Origin of the sequence: Sagittula sp. S175 (genome assembly GCF_049800975.1) — a bacterium.
In the GTDB taxonomy this organism is placed as follows: domain Bacteria; phylum Pseudomonadota; class Alphaproteobacteria; order Rhodobacterales; family Rhodobacteraceae; genus Sagittula.
Window position 1 is genome coordinate 184257 of record NZ_JBNAGB010000001.1, and the last position, 14971, is coordinate 199227.

Here is a 14971-nt window from a genome sequence, read left to right on the forward strand (position 1 = left end):
TGGCAGCGCGGTGTTGAGGCCCTTCTACGTGCAAACCCGGCGCGCCGCAAGTGCCGCCACGGCATGCGGCCCGGTTCAGTCGGCATCCCCGCGTTGCAGGGTCATCATGACATCGGCCAGGATGCAAAACCGTGCCGCATCGATGTCCATGATCTCGGCCATGGCGGACAGTGCGTCGTGTTCCTCGGGGTCGAGGTGACCGTCATCGCAGCAGAGGCGGATGGCAAAGCACAGCGCCGTCTCGCGCAACGACCGAGGTAGCGTCTCCACCGCCTCGAAGAACAGCACCTGAGCGCCGCGCTCGACCATGTCTTCCATGATGGCCTTGCCCAGCTGCGCCACCACGGGCGTGCCAAGGCGCCGCAGGATCGGGTTTTCGCCACACAGGCTCAGGACATGGCTCAGCAATGCCCCGTCGATCCGCCCGTCCGCCGCCACGGCCAGCAGCGGCATGGTGAGCATCGCCCGCGCCTCCGGCACGCCGACGGCGTGGCGACTGCGCAGATTGGACAGGGACGGCATGGCAAAGGCTCCGGTACACAATGGGGTCCGCATGGAAAACAATCCTGACGATAACAGGGCAGCAGTGGTGCAATTTCGCGAATTTCTGTCTGCGGGGTGGCGGGAATCCCTTGCCGCAGGGTGCAACACGGCCTTGCGCGCCCGCGCGCGGGCAGGCATACCCGTTCCCGACCATATTTCTCCGAGGGAGCGAGACAGATGACCACCTTCGACGACCGCGAGAACGCGTTCGAGAACAAGTACGCCCACGACCAGGAGATGCAGTTCCGGGCCGAAGCACGCACCAACAAGCTGCTCGGCCTCTGGGCCGCCGAGCTGCTGGGCAAGACCGGCGACGACGCCAATGCCTATGCGATCGAAGTGGTGAAGGCCGATTTCGAGGAAGCCGGTCATGACGACGTGATCCGCAAGGTGGCCGCCGACCTCGGCGACAAGGCCACCAAGGAAGAGATCGAGGCCAAGCGCGCGTCGCTGGTTGCGGTCGCCAAGGACCAGATCATGAAGGAAGCCAACTGACCTGACCGGTCCGTTGCGCGGAACTTACGGGGCGTGCTTGTCATGGGCGCGCCCCTTAGTTTTTATATCCATCGGCATACGATGGCGGCGAATGATTAACGCCCGCCGCCGGTTCCGCTAAACTTTTAACAACTCCAAATGTCCCATTAACACCTGCCGTCTAGGTGTCTGTTAAATCTTGTCCTGGGGTGAATGGAGCGGGTCTTTGAATCATTTCCTGTTGCGCATGTCCGGCGCCGCGCGTCGTTACATTCCTCTGGCGTTTGGGGCCGTGTTGCTGGCATTGCTCTGGCAGAAGGCACAGATGCTGGACTGGCCGGCGGTGCATGACGCCTTTACCGGGATCGCGCCATGGCGCTGGGGTATGGCCGCGCTGGCGACGGCTGTCAGTTTCTGGGCGGTGGCGCAATACGATGTGGTCGCGCACCGGCATTTCCGCACGGGGCGTCCGTCCCGACTGGCCCGCAACACCGGCGCGGCGGCCATTGCCGTGGGACAGACAACCGGCTTTGGTCCGGCGGTGGGTGCCGCGCTGCGCTGGCGGGTCATGCCGGACCTCGGGCACGGCATGGTTCTGCGCATCACCGGGTTCGTGACCCTGTGCTTCTTTGCCGCCTGGGGCCTGATTGTGGTGAGCTTTGCCATGCCGACCCTCGCCGGTATGGGCTGGCTGTCGCTGATGCTGGTGCCCGCGGCCCTGGTCGCGGTCACGGCTGTGCTGATGCGCAGGCCGCAGCTGTCCATCGCCGGGCGCAAGGTCGACCTGCCCTCGGTGTCGGCCTTCCTGACGCTGACCGCGCTGGCCGCCGTGGATGTCACCTTTGCCGGGCTGGCGCTGGACCTTCTGCTGCCGCCGGACATCGCGCCCTCGCTGCCGATGCTGATCGCCGCCTTCACGCTGGCGCTTGGGGCCGGGATGGCCGGGGGCACGCCGGGCGGCGTCGGCCCATTCGAGGTGGCGCTCATCACCTTGTTGCCGGGCACTGCCTCGCCTGAACTGGCCGCCGCGCTGATTGCCTTCCGCATGGTGTACTACGCCATCCCCTGCGTGGCCGGCGCGACCTATGCGCTGCTTACCCCGCCACATGTCCACCGCCAGTTGCCCCCCCTGACGGCCAGCCTGTCCGGGCACCGGGCCGAGCTGGGGATTGCCGCGCAAAACGATCATTGCGCGCTGGCGACCCTGTCCAGCGAGGGCGTTGCCCTGCGCACGCCACAAAGCCTGACGCTGTTCCTTGGCACGACCGAAGGGCCGCTGCCCGCCCTTCTTCCGGAACTGCGCCGCGCCGCACGCGCAGAGAATCGGCTGCCCTGCCTCTACAAGCTTACCGGCCGGGATGCCGCGCTGGCCCGGCGCGAGGGCTGGCACGTAGCCCCTTTCGCCGTCGAGGCGGTGATCGACCCCCGCCGCCACGATCTGAACGGGCCCGAACATCGGCAGCTGCGCCGCTTCCTGCGCAAGGCCGAGGGTGCCGGGCTGACCTTCGGGCCGCTCACCGATCCCGACTGGGAGCGCCTGACCGAGATTCACACCGCCTGGGAAGACACCCATGGTGCCGAGCGTGGCCTGACCATGGGGCGGTTCTGCCCCCTGTATCTGCGGGACAAACCGCTGTTCGGCGCATGGCTGGACGGCGAACTGGTGGCCTACACCAGTTGGCTTGCCGCACCCGGCGTCCTGTCGCTGGACGTGATGCGGCATCTCGACGGGCTCCCACAGGGCGCCATGCACGGCCTCATCCAGACCGTGATCGACCATGCGCGCGTCGTGGGCCTGCACGAGGTCAACCTTGCCGCCCTGCCGCATCCTTCGCTGCCCGGACGGATCGCCGATTGCTCCGGCCTCACGCGGTTCAAGACCAGCTTTGCCCCGACCTGGCGCCCTTTGTACATCGGCGCGCCCAATGCGCTGTCGCTGGCCATCTCGGCGGCGGACATCCGCCTTGCCATCATCCAGCCCGCCGACTTGCAGCGCAGCGCGCAGGACCTGTGGGATCTCGACGCCCTGATCGAAACCGGCGCAGAGGAGGTGCGGCCCCTGCGCAAGGCGGGCTGACACGAAAGCCATCCCTTTACCCATGCCTGCGTTATGGACATTTCTCCGCCCGTCTGCCCAGATAAGCGCCGAGCGAACGGACGGACCTTTCCATGAACGATACCCTGCGCGGCTGCCTCTGGATGACGGGGGCCATCGCCTCCTTTACGCTGATGGCAATTGCCGGGCGGGCGGTCAGCCTTGACCTAGATACTTTCGAGATCATGCTCTACCGCTCGCTGATCGGGATCGTCATCGTGCTTGTGGTGTCCTCCGCGGCGGGGACACGCGGGCAAGTGACGACGCGGTCCCTGCATCTGCACTTTGTCCGCAACCTGTTCCATTTCTCGGGACAGAACCTGTGGTTCTACTCGATCACGGTGATTCCCCTCGCGCAGGTCTTTGCGCTGGAATTCACCCTGCCCTTCTGGGTCATGCTGATGAGCCCCTTGATCCTGGGCGAACGCCTGACGAAGAACCGGATCGCCGCGGCGCTGGCGGGCTTCGTGGGGATTCTCATCGTCACGCGCCCCAACCCCGAGACGCTGGAATTCGGGCAGCTGACGGCGGCGCTCGCGGCCATCGGGTTTGCCGGGTCAGCCGTGTTCACGCGCCTGCTGACGCGCACCGAAACCATCACCTGCATCCTGTTCTGGCTGACCGTGATGCAGGCCACCTTTGGCCTGATCTGCGCCGGCTTCGACGGTGACATCGCAATGCCGGCCACAAGCAGCTGGCCTTGGGTGGCCCTGATCGCCTGCGCCGGTCTTGTCGCGCATTTCTGCCTGACCACGGCGCTGAGCCTTGCCCCGGCGACGGTCGTCATGCCGATCGACTTTGCCCGGCTGCCGGTGATCGCGCTGGTCGGCGTGCTGCTCTACAACGAGCCGCTGGACCCCTACGTGCTGCTGGGCGCGGTCATCATCTTTGCCGCCAATTACCTCAACATCCGGTATGAAACCCGCGCGGCACGCGCCTGAACGGCCTCCTATCCGTTCGGACTGTTACAAAAACGTGACTCCCCTCCCGCTCACGGCCCCGTGACGCACCGTCATTAATTGATCGTTAACGGCCTTCACCCCTAGGCTGATCCCCGGAGACTTCCCGAATTCCGGGACGAGGGACATATCATGAAAACACTCACGAGCGGGGCCGCGCTGCTGGCCCTCAGCACCACCACAGCCTTTGCCGCCGGTCTCGACCGTTCCGGCCAGAGCGTTTCCGCCATCTTCGCACCGGGTGGCACCACCACGCTGTCCTACGGCATCGTCAACCCGCAGCTGTCGGGCAAGGACATCGGCACCGGCGGCAGCTACTCCGACGTGGGCGAGACCTATGGTCAGGCCTCCATCGCGCATACGGTCGAGATCAACGACAAGGCGAGCTTTGCCCTGATCGGCGAACAGCCCTACGGCGCCGACATCAACTACAATTCCAGCCCGCTGACGACCAAGCTGGGCGGCACCAGCGCCGACTTCAACAGCATCTCGCTGACGGCTGTGGCGCGCTACAAGATCTCCGACCGCTTCAGCATCTTCGGCGGCGTCTCGGCAGAGCGGCTCGATTCCACCGTCACCCTGAACGGCACCGGCTACCGGGACGCGATCACCGTCGCGGGCGTGGCCAAGGTCGCAGGCGTCAGCGCCACCGCACTGGGCGCGGCTCTGGCTGACCTGAAGGCGGGCAACTTCACCTCGCCGACCATCGCCGCGGTTGGCGGCATCGCCGCAGCCAGCGCCATGGCGTCCAGCGTCACCGCCGCGCAGGCCGGGTTCGTGGCGACCAACGGCTACAGCTTCCGTATGTCCCATACGACGCAGCCGCATTACCTGATCGGCGCCGCCTACGAGATCCCGGACATTGCCCTGCGCATCGCCGGCACCTACCATTTCGAGACCACGCACAAGGCCGACACCGTAGAGACCCTGCTGGGCACCACCACAAACGGCACCGTCGAATTCGTGACGCCGCAAAGCTTCAACCTCGAGGCACAGACCGGCATCGCAGCGGGCACCCTGCTGACGGCATCCTGGCGCTGGACGGAATACTCGGCGGTCGACCTGGTGCCGACACGTCTGGGCAGCGACCTCGTGAACCTCGACGACACCAACCGTTACACGCTGGGCATCGCGCGGCAGTTCTCGGACAAGCTCGCGCTGTCGACCACCATCAGCTACGAGCCCGAGGGCGATGACCTCGTGTCGCCGCTGGGCCCGACCAACGGTCTGGTCGGCCTGTCGCTGGGCGGTCGCTGGACCGACGGCCCGCTGAACATCTCGGGCGGTGTGAACTATTCCTGGCTGGGTGACGCCAAGGCGGCCATCGGCAACACCGCGCAGGCGCAGTTCAGCGACAACCACGCCATCGGCGTCGGCCTGAAGATCGACATGAAGTTCTGATCGCCGGATCGGATCACAATGAATGGGGCCGCCTTCGGGTGGCCCTTTTTCGTATACCGCGCGCAAAGGGGCATTTGACGCGGCGCTTTCGCGCTCCTAAACCTCTGGCAACACAGGCACCCCGAGGACCGACATGCTGTACCCCACCGCCAACGACTGGCTCAACGCTCCGAAGAAACGCGTCGTCGTGTTTGCCATGTCCGGCCTCGGAAAGACCCACGTTTCGAACCTGCTGCGAGAGTCCGGGGCCTGGTTTCACTACTCGATCGATTACCGCATCGGCACGAGGTACATGGGGGAATACATTGCTGACAATGCCAAGCGCGAGGCGATGAAGAACCCGTTCCTGCGCGAATTGCTGATGTCGGATTCGATCTACATCGGCTCGAACCTCAGCTTTGACAACCTCACGCCCGTATCGACCTACCTCGGCAAACCGGGCAATCCGGCCAAGGGCGGCATGGCGATGGAGGAATACGTCCGGCGACAGGCCCAGTTCGACCGGGCCGAACGCGCGGCGCTGCTGGACACCGAGTATTTCATCGACCGCGCCGAGGCGCTGTATGGCTACCCGCATTTCATCTGCGACACCGGCGGGTCGATCTGCGAATGGGTCGATCCCGCGAACCCTGAGGATCCGATCCTGACGGCCCTGTCCAAGGTCGCCTTGATGGTCTGGATCCGCGGCTCCGAAGAGCATACGGCAGAGCTGATCCGCCGCTTTGACCGCGCACCAAAGCCGATGGCCTACCGCCCGGATTTCCTCGCTGACGCATGGGCGCGCTACCTGTCCGAGACCGGCCAGACCGAGGCGCAGGTCGATCCCGATGCCTTCATCCGCTGGACCTACGCGCAGGCACTGGCCCACCGCCAGCCGATCTACGAGGCCATGGCCGACAAGTGGGGCGTCACGGTGGATGCCTCGCAGATGGCCACGGTGCGCACCGCCGAGGATTTCGATCAGGTGATAGCGGCGGCTCTGCCGCAAGGCTAACACCTGAGGCATGTCCCTCATCTACGGTGCTCGGCCCGGCATGGTCGCCGTGCTTAAACGCGTTCTTCCGTTTGTCACGCTCAAGTCCAGTCTGACGGAATTTCTCGTCGCTGTAATGCTTGCGGGCCTGCCTGTCGCAGCGGGTTTTTATTGCAAACACAGGCTTTGAGTTTCAGTCCTGCCGTTCCCCCGCCCCCAGCGGGCGTTCGTCGTCCTGCATGAAGCCGCAGCCGACCATGGCGCCTTCGAGCGCGTCCTCGGCGCCGATCAGCGGGAAGGCGAACATCAGGTTCCCGCCCGAGAGGCTTTCGATCACCACACCCTTGCCGCCGCGCATGGCGCGCATCAGCGGATCTTCGGGGACGATGGGCGCGGTCAGCCCGTTGGCAATGGAATTGAACGATTTTTCAAAAGTCTGGCCGTCCACCGTCAACGCCAGCCGCTGCACGCCGGGGGGCACGCCGGGGATCATCAGGTCGGAAATCCCGCCGTCCTGGCAAAAGTAATACAGCCCGTGCTGGCCGTTCTGCGTGTCGATCCCGGCCCAGATGATCGTGCCCTCCTGGATCGCGCCGGCGTTCCATGTCGGGATGTGTTCAGAGGGCTGGACGTGGTCTGGATTGCAGATCCGGCGCAGGCAGGCATGGAAGTTCGGATTGTCCGCCGGACCGTCGCTTATCATGCAGTTGCCCATGCAGGAATTCGTCTGCGCCTGAGCCGCCCCTGCCGCCGCCATCATCGCCAGAACCAGCGCTGCAAATGCCTTCATCTTCAATCCCCCGCAATAAATACCTGTCACAGATCAGGCCACAGCCCACGAGTCGCCGCAAGCCTTGTTCCGCCCGCGCCGTTGGCCTATCTGTCAGCGGCACATTCAACCTCAGGATCAGTCACATGCCCATCCGCCTGCCTTCCGACCTGCCCGCCTTCGACGTGCTTACGCGCGAGGGTGTCATGGTCATGTCGGATGAACAGGCAGCGCGGCAGGACATCCGGCCCCTGCGCATCGGCCTGCTGAACCTGATGCCCAAGAAGATCCAGACCGAGAACCAGTTCGCCCGGCTGATCGGCGCGACGCCCTTGCAGATCGACTTTCAACTGATCCGCATGAGCGAGCACCAGACCAAGAACACCGCCGCCGAGCATATGGAGGCCTTCTATCGCCCCTTCTCCGAGGTCGAGGCCTCGGGCGAGAAGCTGGACGGCCTCATCATCACCGGCGCCCCGATCGAGCATCTGCCCTTCGAGGAAGTGACCTATTGGGAGGAGCTCCAGCGGGTTTTCGACTGGACGCAGACGCATGTGCATTCGACCTTTGGCGTCTGCTGGGGCGGCATGGCGATGATCTACCATTTCCACGGGGTGAAAAAGCACCTGCTGGACCACAAGCAGTTCGGCGCGGTCCGGCATCGCAACCTCGCGCCCGCCTCGCCCTACCTGCGCGGATTCTCGGACGACATGGTGATCCCGGTGTCGCGCTGGACGGAAATGCACCGTGACGAAATACAGGCCGCGGGCCTGCCGATCCTGATCGATTCCGACCATACCGGCCCATGCCTGGTCGAGGACCCGGATCACCGGGCGCTCTATGTGTTCAACCATTTCGAGTACGACTCGGGGACGCTGAAGGAAGAATACGACCGTGACGTCGCCGCCGGAAAGCCGATCAACGTGCCTGCGAATTACTACCCCGATGACGATCCGTCGAAGCAGCCGCAGAACCGTTGGCGCAGCCATGCGCATCTGCTTTACGGCAACTGGGTGAACCAGATCTACCAGACGACCCCGTTCGACATGGCAGACATTGGGGCCTGAGATGTGGGGGCTTGGCGCGCTTCTGCTTCTGGGCCTTGGCTGGGGCGGCAGCCATCTGCGGGCCGCCGCGCGCGAACGGCAGGCCGAGGCGGACTTTCCGCCCGAAGGCCAGTTCGTCGAGGTGAACGGACACCCGGTGCACTACGTGCAGCGTGGTCAGGGCCCGGATGCGGTGCTGATCCATGGCATGTCGGGCAACCTGCGGGACATGACGTTCTCGCTGTTGGACCGGCTGGCCGAGACCTATCGCGTCACGGCGTTCGACCGGCCCGGCATGGGCTACACGCCGCCCCTGCATGACGGTGGCGAGACGCTGGCCGAACAGGCGGCGCTTCTGTCCGCCGCGGCCCGAGCCCTAGGGCTGGACCGACCCGTGGTCATGGGCCAGTCCTACGGCGGCTCCGTCGCGCTGGCCTGGGCGGTGGAATTCCCCGAAACGTTGTCGGCCCTGGTTCTGACGGCCAGCCCCTCGCACCCGTGGGACGGCGGCATGTCGCGGTTGTACCGCGTGAACTCGCACCCGGTTCTGGGGCCGCTGACAATCCCGTTCGAGGCGGCATGGGTCAGCAATGGCTTCGTGCGCCGCGCGACGGCCTCGGTCTTTGCGCCGCAGGAGATGCCGGAGGGATATGCCGAACACATCGGCGCGGCCCTGACCATCCGGCGCGTGGCCTTGCGCGCCAATGCCTTGCACCGTGCGGGCCTGCTGGATCAGATCGCGGCCATGGAGCCGCTCTATGACCGCATGGACATGCCCATCGAGATGGTGCATGGCACCGCCGATGACACCGTCGGGCTGTCGATCCATTCGGAACCGATGGCAGACCGCCTGCCCCACGCGCATCTGACCGTGCTGGACGGCATCGGACACATGCCGCACCATGTGTCCGAGGGCGCCGTGGTTGACGCAATCACCCGCGCGTTTGAACGGTCGCGGGCTTAGCCTGCGTCGAGGGCATCGCGCGCCAGTTCCGCCACATCCGACGGCGCGGCGGTGTACTTGCCCGTCTCGCTTTCCGACAGGACGATCACCCGCGTGCCATTGTCGACCTGCGAGGCAAGGTGGATCACGTCCTGATTGAACAACCGGATACAGCCCGAGGACACCGCATGCCCGATCGACGCGGGCGAGCGTGTGCCGTGGATGCGGTACAGCGTGTCCTTGCCGTTGCGGTACAGGTACAGCGCCCGCGCGCCCAGTGGGTTATCCAGCCCCCCCGGCATGCCCCCGGCGAACTGTTTGTAGACCTCCGGTTCGCGGCGGATCATGTTCTGCGTCGGCGTCCAGGTCGGCCAGTCGCGCTGGTAGGCGATTGTCGCCTCACCGGCAAAGGCCCGTCCCTCGGCCCCGACGGCCACGGTATAGGCCATCGCCGTATCGTCGCCCTGCAGGTGGTAGAGCTTGGTCGCGCCCGGATCGACGATGATCGTGCCAGCCGGATACGGGGCGTAGTAGTTGACCAACTGCCGTTTCTTGGCCTCGCTCAGGTATTTCTCCGGCACAGCCGGAACGTCGAACCCATGGTCCTGCGTCGAGGTATACATCTCGCGCGTCGTTGCGCGCAGCGGCTGGGTGCGGGCCGGTTCGGGCGGCAGGTGGATGACTTCTTCGAGGTAGCCATTTTCGTTGCGGACCGTGGTGGCCTGCGGATCGGTCCCGGCAGCGGTCTCGGACACCGGCGGCAGCGGGCCTGCGCTACAGGCCGCCAAGACGCTTAAGGCCGCCAGAGCAAGAAGCGGTTTCGCAGTGATGAATGTCATGAGCAGCCTTTCCCAAGTGTCCTGCGACAGCACGTCCATCCCCCGATCCGCACCGTCCTTGGGTGCGAAACGGTTGATCCGGCGGGAAAGTTCCCATTCCGTGCGCGAAATCCCCTGTTTGCCAAGACCTCGCACTGACGCCATAGTCGGCGCAACCACGAGGACCGAAATCATGCCCCAAGACCTGCCTTTTGACGGCGCCATTACACAATTTGCCGAAAACGATGCGCCAAAGGACATCCGAAAGGCAATCGCGGAGGCTGGCAAGGACGATATCCTGTCGCCGGACTTCCCTTACCGCGAGGAAATGTCGGGCAAGGCATACGAGAAGGACATGGAGGCGCTGCAAATCGAGTTGGTGAAGATGCAGGCCTGGGCCAAGGAGACCGGCCAGCGCATCGCCATGGTCTTTGAAGGCCGTGACGCCGCCGGCAAGGGCGGCACCATCGCGCGCTTTCGCATGAACCTGAACCCGCGCGGTGCCAATGTGGTCGCCCTGCCCAAACCCACCGATCGCGAAGCGACGCAGTGGTACTTTCAGCGCTACATCGACCACCTGCCCGCCGCCGGGGAGATCGTGTTCTTTGACCGCTCGTGGTACAATCGCGGCGTGGTCGAGAAGGTCTTTGGCTTTTGTACCAACGAACAACGCGAACATTTCTTTGCGCAGGTCCCGGACTTTGAAAAGATGCTGGTGGATGAGGGCATTCACCTGTTCAAGTTCTGGCTGAACGTGGGTCAGGCCGAACAGTTGCGCCGCTTCCTCGCCCGCGAGAACGATCCCCTGAAACAGTGGAAACTCAGCTGGATCGACGTGGAGGGGCTGAAGAAGTGGGACGACTATTCCGCCGCGATCCAGGAAACCTTCAGTCGCAGCCACACCGCCGCCGCGCCCTGGACCGTGGTCCGTTCCGACGACAAGAAACGCGCCCGCCTGTCTGCCATCCGCCATGTGTTGAACCATCTGGACTACCCCAGAAAGGACCGCGACGTGGTCGGTGCCCCCGATCCCGCCATTACCGGCGGACCGGAAATCTGGAGCGCCTGAGGCCACATGCCCGAAATCCGGAGGGGCTGCCCCCTTTCGAAGACCTCCCTCAGGGATTAAGTCTCTGGAAGGAGGCACACATGTCGAAACGCGGCTATCACCACGGCAACCTGCGGCAGGCCCTGATCGAGGCGGCCTTGCAGTTGATCGAAGCCAAGGGGCCAACCGGCTTCACCCTGTCCGAGGCCGCCAAGACGGCGGGCGTCACCCCGGCGGCGGTCTACCGGCATTTCGCGGGCCGCGAGGACCTGATCGCCGAGGCCGCGCGTCAGGGCTACGAGATTTTCGGTGACGTCATGCAGTACGCCTACGACAAGGGGCAACCCTCGGCCCTGGCGTCGTTCGAGGCCTGTGGTCGGGCCTACCTGGCCTTCGCACGCAAGTATCCCGGCCATTACATTTCGATGTTCGAAAGCGGCATATCGGTGAACCACTCGCCCGAGCTGGCGCAGGCCTCGGCCCGCGCGCGCGGCGTGTTCGAGAAGGCCGCGACACTGCTGTCACAGCATATCCCGGCGGACAAACGCCCGCCTGCCGCGATGTTCTCGGCCCATATCTGGGCCATGTCGCACGGCGTCGTGGAGCTGTTCGCGCGGAACTCTCCCGGAACACAAAGCCCCTTTCCGCCAGAGGATCTGCTGGAAACCGGGATCGGGATTTACCTGCGGGGCCTGGGGCTTTTGCCCGCCGATCACTGAGGCCCTCGGGCAGCGAACAGGCGCACCATTTGCGCGGCGCGGCAATCCCAGCTGTATAGCGTCTCCAGATCGTGACGCGCCGCCTGCCCCAACCGCGCCCTCAGCTCCGGATCCTGCGCGAGCCGCAGAATGGCGGCCTGCCATGCGGCGATATCGTCGACCGGGCACAGCACGGCGTTGTCCGCATGGAACACCTCGCGCAGGTTCGGCAGGTCGGACACGACAATGGCACGCTCCAAGGCCATGTATTCAAAGGCTTTCAGCGGCGAGGTCCACTGACCGATGTCCAGCGCCGCATTGCCATGGGTGGCGACCTTTGCCGCGTTCGGCAGTAGCGCCACGTCAAAGGCCGCAATGATGCCCGGTATCTCGGCGGGGGCCACGCGCGGCAACCAGCGCAGGTTTTGCTGCGGGTACTGCGACGTCAGTTCCAGACGCCGCTCCTCTGGTCCGCCGACCACGACGAAATCCACATCGGGACACAGCGCGGCCAGTTGACCGACCCGTTCCGCCCCCTTGCCCTGTAACAGCGATCCGGCATAACCGCAGAGCACCCGCCCCCGATGCAGCTCTGCCGGGGTCGGCAGAGTGTCGACCGGGTCCGCGCCGTCCTGCAGGACATGAATCGCGTCACGCGATACCTGCCATTCCCGTGCCACGAAATCCGCCAGCGCCGAGGTAATGGTGATGAGCGTCCCGCCCTGCGCAATGACGCGGGCCAGACGTTGATGCCCGCGCGCCCCTGTGGGCGGGTGGTGCAGTTCCATGAAAGTTGGCAGGATGCGCGACGCCATGGCCGCCACGCGCAGATCGCGGGTCATGACGATCCGCCCTTCGCGCCATGCCTGAAAGACCGACCGCCAGCGCCAGCTGCGCTTGTCCCACGCGCCATCCTGCCGGAACAGCCGCGCCGGAAAGGTGCTGCGGAGACCGTAGAACGCCGCGATCTCGGACAGGTCGCCTTGCCCGGTCGTCCTGGCAAAAAGCTTAACATCCACGGATTGCCGCGCGAGCGCCGCGACCATGCGGGCCACATGCACCGAATTCGCCGTCTCGGAGGGCAGCAGCGCATTTGCGATATAGGCAATCTTCATCGCCCCGCCCTCAGCCTTTGCCCGACAGATCAAAGGCTTCGTCGCCAAGTGCCTCGAGTTGGCGGGCGATGACGGTCTCATGGGTTGCCGCGCGCATGGCGGCCATACGATCCCGCGCCAAGGCCCAGTCCGGGCCGCCGAAACCGGCGCGCATCCGGCGGAATACCTCTTCGGCCGACGACGGCCCCACGAAGAATGGATAATCCGCCCCAAGGAAATGTTCGGCATCCGGGTCGCCCTGCCCCGTCATGATGACCGCGCCCAGCTTGGCAGCTGTCAGGCCTTTGACGAAGGGTTTGATCGCGGTCTCGTGGCCCGGCTGGTGGCGGCGCAGGCTGACATGCGCGTTGAACTCCGGCAGGCGCGGCAGGACGGTCTGGAAGTCCTGCGCCGTGCGCACCGGAAGACAGGTGATGTCCTCCAGCATCGGGCCGGGAATATCGGTGTTGTCGGGTTCGCCAAGATACAGCGCCGCGAAGCGATCCATCTGGCAGGACGGCAACGCATCCAGCCGCAGGTCGGCGTGATGCAGCACCAGACGCGCCCCGTCGCGCAACACTGGGTGATCCCGGAAGGCCGCCAGTTGCGCATGCGAACACGCGATGTGGAAATCGCCCAGGACACGAGTCAGGCGGTCCATGGGCTGATCGACATGGTCGATGGCCACGGCGCGCACCCGGTGCCGCAAAGCTTGCGCGGCACGCGGCCGGATCTCCTTGGACGCGGCCTTGGTCAAGATGACGAGGCAATCGCGCGGCAACCCCAGCGCCCAGAGGATCTGGCGCAGCGTCCCGGCCCTTCGACCGGGCATCTCGCGGATTTCATGCCGATACCGGCCCGATCCGAAGTTTGACAGAAGCTGGCCCAACTGATCGCTGCGCATTACGGTGCTGCCGGTATCGCGCCTGGACGCGACCACGGCGAACACGATCAGACGTTGGGACGAGCCGACCGCAGACATGCGCAAGAACCCCTGCCTCAGAAACAAACACCGGCCCAAAGGGGCCGGTGCGAAAAGCATACCAAGAGCGAAGAAATCAGCGCTTGGAGAACTGGAAGGAACGGCGTGCCTTACGCTTACCGAACTTCTTACGTTCCACGACGCGCGAGTCGCGGGTCAGGAAGCCGGCGGCCTTCAGGGCTGCGCGCAGTTCCGGGTTGTACAGCTGCAGGGCCTTGGAGATGCCGTGCTTCACCGCGCCTGCCTGACCGGTCAGGCCACCGCCCTTGACGGTTGCCATGACGTCGAATTCGCCTTCGACACCGGCCACCTGGAACGGCTGGCGCAGGATCAGCTGCAGAACGGGGCGTGCGAAATACACGTCCTGGTCCTTGCCGTTCACCACGACCTTGCCGGAGCCCGGCTTGATCCAGACGCGGGCAACCGCGTCCTTCCGCTTGCCGGTGGCGTAGGAGCGGCCCAGTTCGTCACGGACCGGCTCACGCGGTTCGTCTGCTTCTGCCTGAACGCCACCGATGTTGTCGGTCACGGCCTTTGCGAGTTCGTCGAGCGAAGAGATCTGATCAGCCATGATTACACCCGGGTGTTCTTGGAGTTCTTGGAAGCGACGTCCAGAACCTCGGGGTTCTGGGCCTCGTGCGGGTGCGCCGCGCCTGCGTAGATGCGCAGGTTGGTCAGCTGCTGGCGGGACAGACGGTTGCCCGGCAGCATGCGCTTGACCGCCTGGAACACGACGCGCTCGGGGTACTTGCCCTCGAGGATCTGCTCCTTGGTGCGGGACTTGATGCCGCCCGGGTGGCCGGTGTGCCAGTAGAAGTTTTCCTGGCGCTTCTTGCCCGTCAGCTGGACCTTGTCAGCGTTCACAACGATTACGTTGTCGCCCATGTCCATGTGGGGGGTGAAGGACGGCTTGTGCTTGCCGCGCAGACGCATGGCGATGATCGAAGCGAGGCGACCCAGCACGATGCCCTCGGCATCGACCACGATCCACTTCTTCTCGATGTCCGCCGGAGTAGCAGAGAAGGTTTTCATGTGTACAGTCCAGTATCTTTGGCCGTTTCGATAGAAAAGAGCCGAGGTTCCCCCCGGCCCGAAATCCGATGGGCGGGTTATAAACAGGCCCACGCG

The 14971-nt window shown here is 64.9% G+C and carries 16 protein-coding genes; 9 read left to right on the forward strand and 7 right to left on the reverse strand.

The window, feature by feature from the left end; genetic code table 11:
• Positions 1 to 75: 75 nt before the first annotated feature.
• Complete coding sequence (locus ACP16H_RS00860; protein WP_425070343.1) at positions 76 to 555, reverse strand: tellurite resistance TerB family protein; 480 nt, start codon at positions 553 to 555, stop codon at positions 76 to 78.
• A gap of 165 nt (positions 556 to 720) precedes the next feature.
• Between ACP16H_RS00860 and ACP16H_RS00865 the strand changes: the two genes are divergently transcribed.
• From ACP16H_RS00865 to ACP16H_RS00885, 5 genes are all read left to right on the forward strand, one after another.
• Entirely contained in the window at positions 721 to 1038 is a 318-nt protein-coding gene (locus ACP16H_RS00865; protein ID WP_425070344.1) for a DUF1476 domain-containing protein, read from the forward strand.
• A 205-nt stretch (positions 1039 to 1243) separates the two neighbouring features.
• Complete coding sequence (locus tag ACP16H_RS00870) at positions 1244 to 3094, forward strand: phosphatidylglycerol lysyltransferase domain-containing protein (protein ID WP_425070345.1); 1851 nt, start codon at positions 1244 to 1246, stop codon at positions 3092 to 3094.
• Between the two features lie 92 nt (positions 3095 to 3186).
• On the forward strand, positions 3187 to 4053 hold the full coding sequence (locus ACP16H_RS00875) for a DMT family transporter (RefSeq protein WP_425070346.1): 867 nt from the start codon (positions 3187 to 3189) through the stop codon (positions 4051 to 4053).
• Positions 4054 to 4203: 150 nt separating this feature from the next.
• Positions 4204 to 5472: an OmpP1/FadL family transporter gene (locus tag ACP16H_RS00880; RefSeq protein ID WP_425070347.1), complete on the forward strand. Its 1269-nt coding sequence runs from the start codon at positions 4204 to 4206 to the stop codon at positions 5470 to 5472.
• Positions 5473 to 5605: 133 nt separating this feature from the next.
• Positions 5606 to 6466 carry an ATPase gene (locus ACP16H_RS00885; protein ID WP_425070348.1) on the forward strand — a complete coding sequence of 287 codons (861 nt, stop codon included), beginning with the start codon at positions 5606 to 5608 and terminating at the stop codon, positions 6464 to 6466.
• A 172-nt stretch (positions 6467 to 6638) separates the two neighbouring features.
• On the opposite strand, the gene ACP16H_RS00890 is transcribed toward ACP16H_RS00885, so the two are convergent.
• Positions 6639 to 7235: a hypothetical protein gene (locus tag ACP16H_RS00890; protein WP_425070349.1), complete on the reverse strand. Its 597-nt coding sequence runs from the start codon at positions 7233 to 7235 to the stop codon at positions 6639 to 6641.
• A gap of 125 nt (positions 7236 to 7360) precedes the next feature.
• On the opposite strand from ACP16H_RS00890, the gene ACP16H_RS00895 reads away from it, so the two are divergent.
• Both ACP16H_RS00895 and ACP16H_RS00900 read left to right on the forward strand, forming a co-directional pair.
• Complete coding sequence (locus tag ACP16H_RS00895) at positions 7361 to 8281, forward strand: homoserine O-succinyltransferase (RefSeq protein ID WP_425070350.1); 921 nt, start codon at positions 7361 to 7363, stop codon at positions 8279 to 8281.
• A gap of 1 nt (position 8282) precedes the next feature.
• Positions 8283 to 9224, forward strand: coding sequence for an alpha/beta fold hydrolase (locus tag ACP16H_RS00900; protein ID WP_425070351.1), 942 nt, complete (start codon positions 8283 to 8285; stop codon positions 9222 to 9224).
• Here the strand turns inward: ACP16H_RS00900 and ACP16H_RS00905 are convergent.
• Positions 9221 to 10042 (reverse strand): L,D-transpeptidase, encoded by an 822-nt coding sequence (locus ACP16H_RS00905; protein WP_425070352.1) that lies wholly within the window; start codon positions 10040 to 10042, stop codon positions 9221 to 9223. The two genes, ACP16H_RS00900 and ACP16H_RS00905, sit on opposite strands and share 4 nt — an antisense overlap.
• Before the next feature lie 172 nt (positions 10043 to 10214).
• Here ACP16H_RS00905 and ppk2 point away from each other — a divergent pair, with 172 nt between their 5' ends.
• Together ppk2 and ACP16H_RS00915 are read left to right on the forward strand one after the other, a co-directional pair.
• Entirely contained in the window at positions 10215 to 11090 is an 876-nt protein-coding gene (ppk2, locus tag ACP16H_RS00910) for a polyphosphate kinase 2 (RefSeq protein ID WP_425070353.1), read from the forward strand.
• 80 nt (positions 11091 to 11170) lie between these two features.
• Positions 11171 to 11788: a TetR/AcrR family transcriptional regulator gene (locus ACP16H_RS00915; protein ID WP_425070354.1), complete on the forward strand. Its 618-nt coding sequence runs from the start codon at positions 11171 to 11173 to the stop codon at positions 11786 to 11788.
• Here ACP16H_RS00915 and ACP16H_RS00920 read toward each other — a convergent pair.
• The 4 genes from ACP16H_RS00920 to rplM form a co-directional block, all read right to left on the reverse strand.
• Positions 11782 to 12882, reverse strand: coding sequence for a glycosyltransferase family 4 protein (locus ACP16H_RS00920; protein WP_425070355.1), 1101 nt, complete (start codon positions 12880 to 12882; stop codon positions 11782 to 11784). The two genes, ACP16H_RS00915 and ACP16H_RS00920, sit on opposite strands and share 7 nt — an antisense overlap.
• Before the next feature lie 10 nt (positions 12883 to 12892).
• Complete coding sequence (locus tag ACP16H_RS00925) at positions 12893 to 13843, reverse strand: hypothetical protein (RefSeq protein WP_425070356.1); 951 nt, start codon at positions 13841 to 13843, stop codon at positions 12893 to 12895.
• Between the two features lie 76 nt (positions 13844 to 13919).
• A complete protein-coding gene (gene rpsI, locus ACP16H_RS00930; RefSeq protein ID WP_425070357.1) occupies positions 13920 to 14414 on the reverse strand; it encodes a 30S ribosomal protein S9 in 495 nt (164 codons plus the stop codon).
• Positions 14415 to 14416: 2 nt separating this feature from the next.
• A complete protein-coding gene (rplM, locus tag ACP16H_RS00935) occupies positions 14417 to 14875 on the reverse strand; it encodes a 50S ribosomal protein L13 (protein ID WP_425070358.1) in 459 nt (152 codons plus the stop codon).
• Positions 14876 to 14971: the final 96 nt, after the last annotated feature.

Excerpts from the sequence above, each read along its gene's own strand:
- ACP16H_RS00890 (WP_425070349.1), bottom strand. The coding sequence starts at position 7,235 with ATGAAGGCATTTGCAGCGCTGGTTCTGGCGATGATGGCGGCGGCAGGG.
- rplM (WP_425070358.1), bottom strand. The coding sequence starts at position 14,875 with ATGAAAACCTTCTCTGCTACTCCGGCGGACATCGAGAAGAAGTGGATC.
- rpsI (WP_425070357.1), bottom strand. The coding sequence starts at position 14,414 with ATGGCTGATCAGATCTCTTCGCTCGACGAACTCGCAAAGGCCGTGACC.
- ACP16H_RS00925 (WP_425070356.1), bottom strand. The coding sequence starts at position 13,843 with ATGTCTGCGGTCGGCTCGTCCCAACGTCTGATCGTGTTCGCCGTGGTC.
- ACP16H_RS00900 (WP_425070351.1), top strand. The coding sequence starts at position 8,283 with ATGTGGGGGCTTGGCGCGCTTCTGCTTCTGGGCCTTGGCTGGGGCGGC.
- ACP16H_RS00895 (WP_425070350.1), top strand. The coding sequence starts at position 7,361 with ATGCCCATCCGCCTGCCTTCCGACCTGCCCGCCTTCGACGTGCTTACG.
- ACP16H_RS00920 (WP_425070355.1), bottom strand. The coding sequence starts at position 12,882 with ATGAAGATTGCCTATATCGCAAATGCGCTGCTGCCCTCCGAGACGGCG.
- ACP16H_RS00860 (WP_425070343.1), bottom strand. The coding sequence starts at position 555 with ATGCGGACCCCATTGTGTACCGGAGCCTTTGCCATGCCGTCCCTGTCC.
- ACP16H_RS00915 (WP_425070354.1), top strand. The coding sequence starts at position 11,171 with ATGTCGAAACGCGGCTATCACCACGGCAACCTGCGGCAGGCCCTGATC.
- ACP16H_RS00905 (WP_425070352.1), bottom strand. The coding sequence starts at position 10,042 with ATGACATTCATCACTGCGAAACCGCTTCTTGCTCTGGCGGCCTTAAGC.
- ACP16H_RS00865 (WP_425070344.1), top strand. The coding sequence starts at position 721 with ATGACCACCTTCGACGACCGCGAGAACGCGTTCGAGAACAAGTACGCC.
- ppk2 (WP_425070353.1), top strand. The coding sequence starts at position 10,215 with ATGCCCCAAGACCTGCCTTTTGACGGCGCCATTACACAATTTGCCGAA.
- ACP16H_RS00880 (WP_425070347.1), top strand. The coding sequence starts at position 4,204 with ATGAAAACACTCACGAGCGGGGCCGCGCTGCTGGCCCTCAGCACCACC.
- ACP16H_RS00885 (WP_425070348.1), top strand. The coding sequence starts at position 5,606 with ATGCTGTACCCCACCGCCAACGACTGGCTCAACGCTCCGAAGAAACGC.
- ACP16H_RS00875 (WP_425070346.1), top strand. The coding sequence starts at position 3,187 with ATGAACGATACCCTGCGCGGCTGCCTCTGGATGACGGGGGCCATCGCC.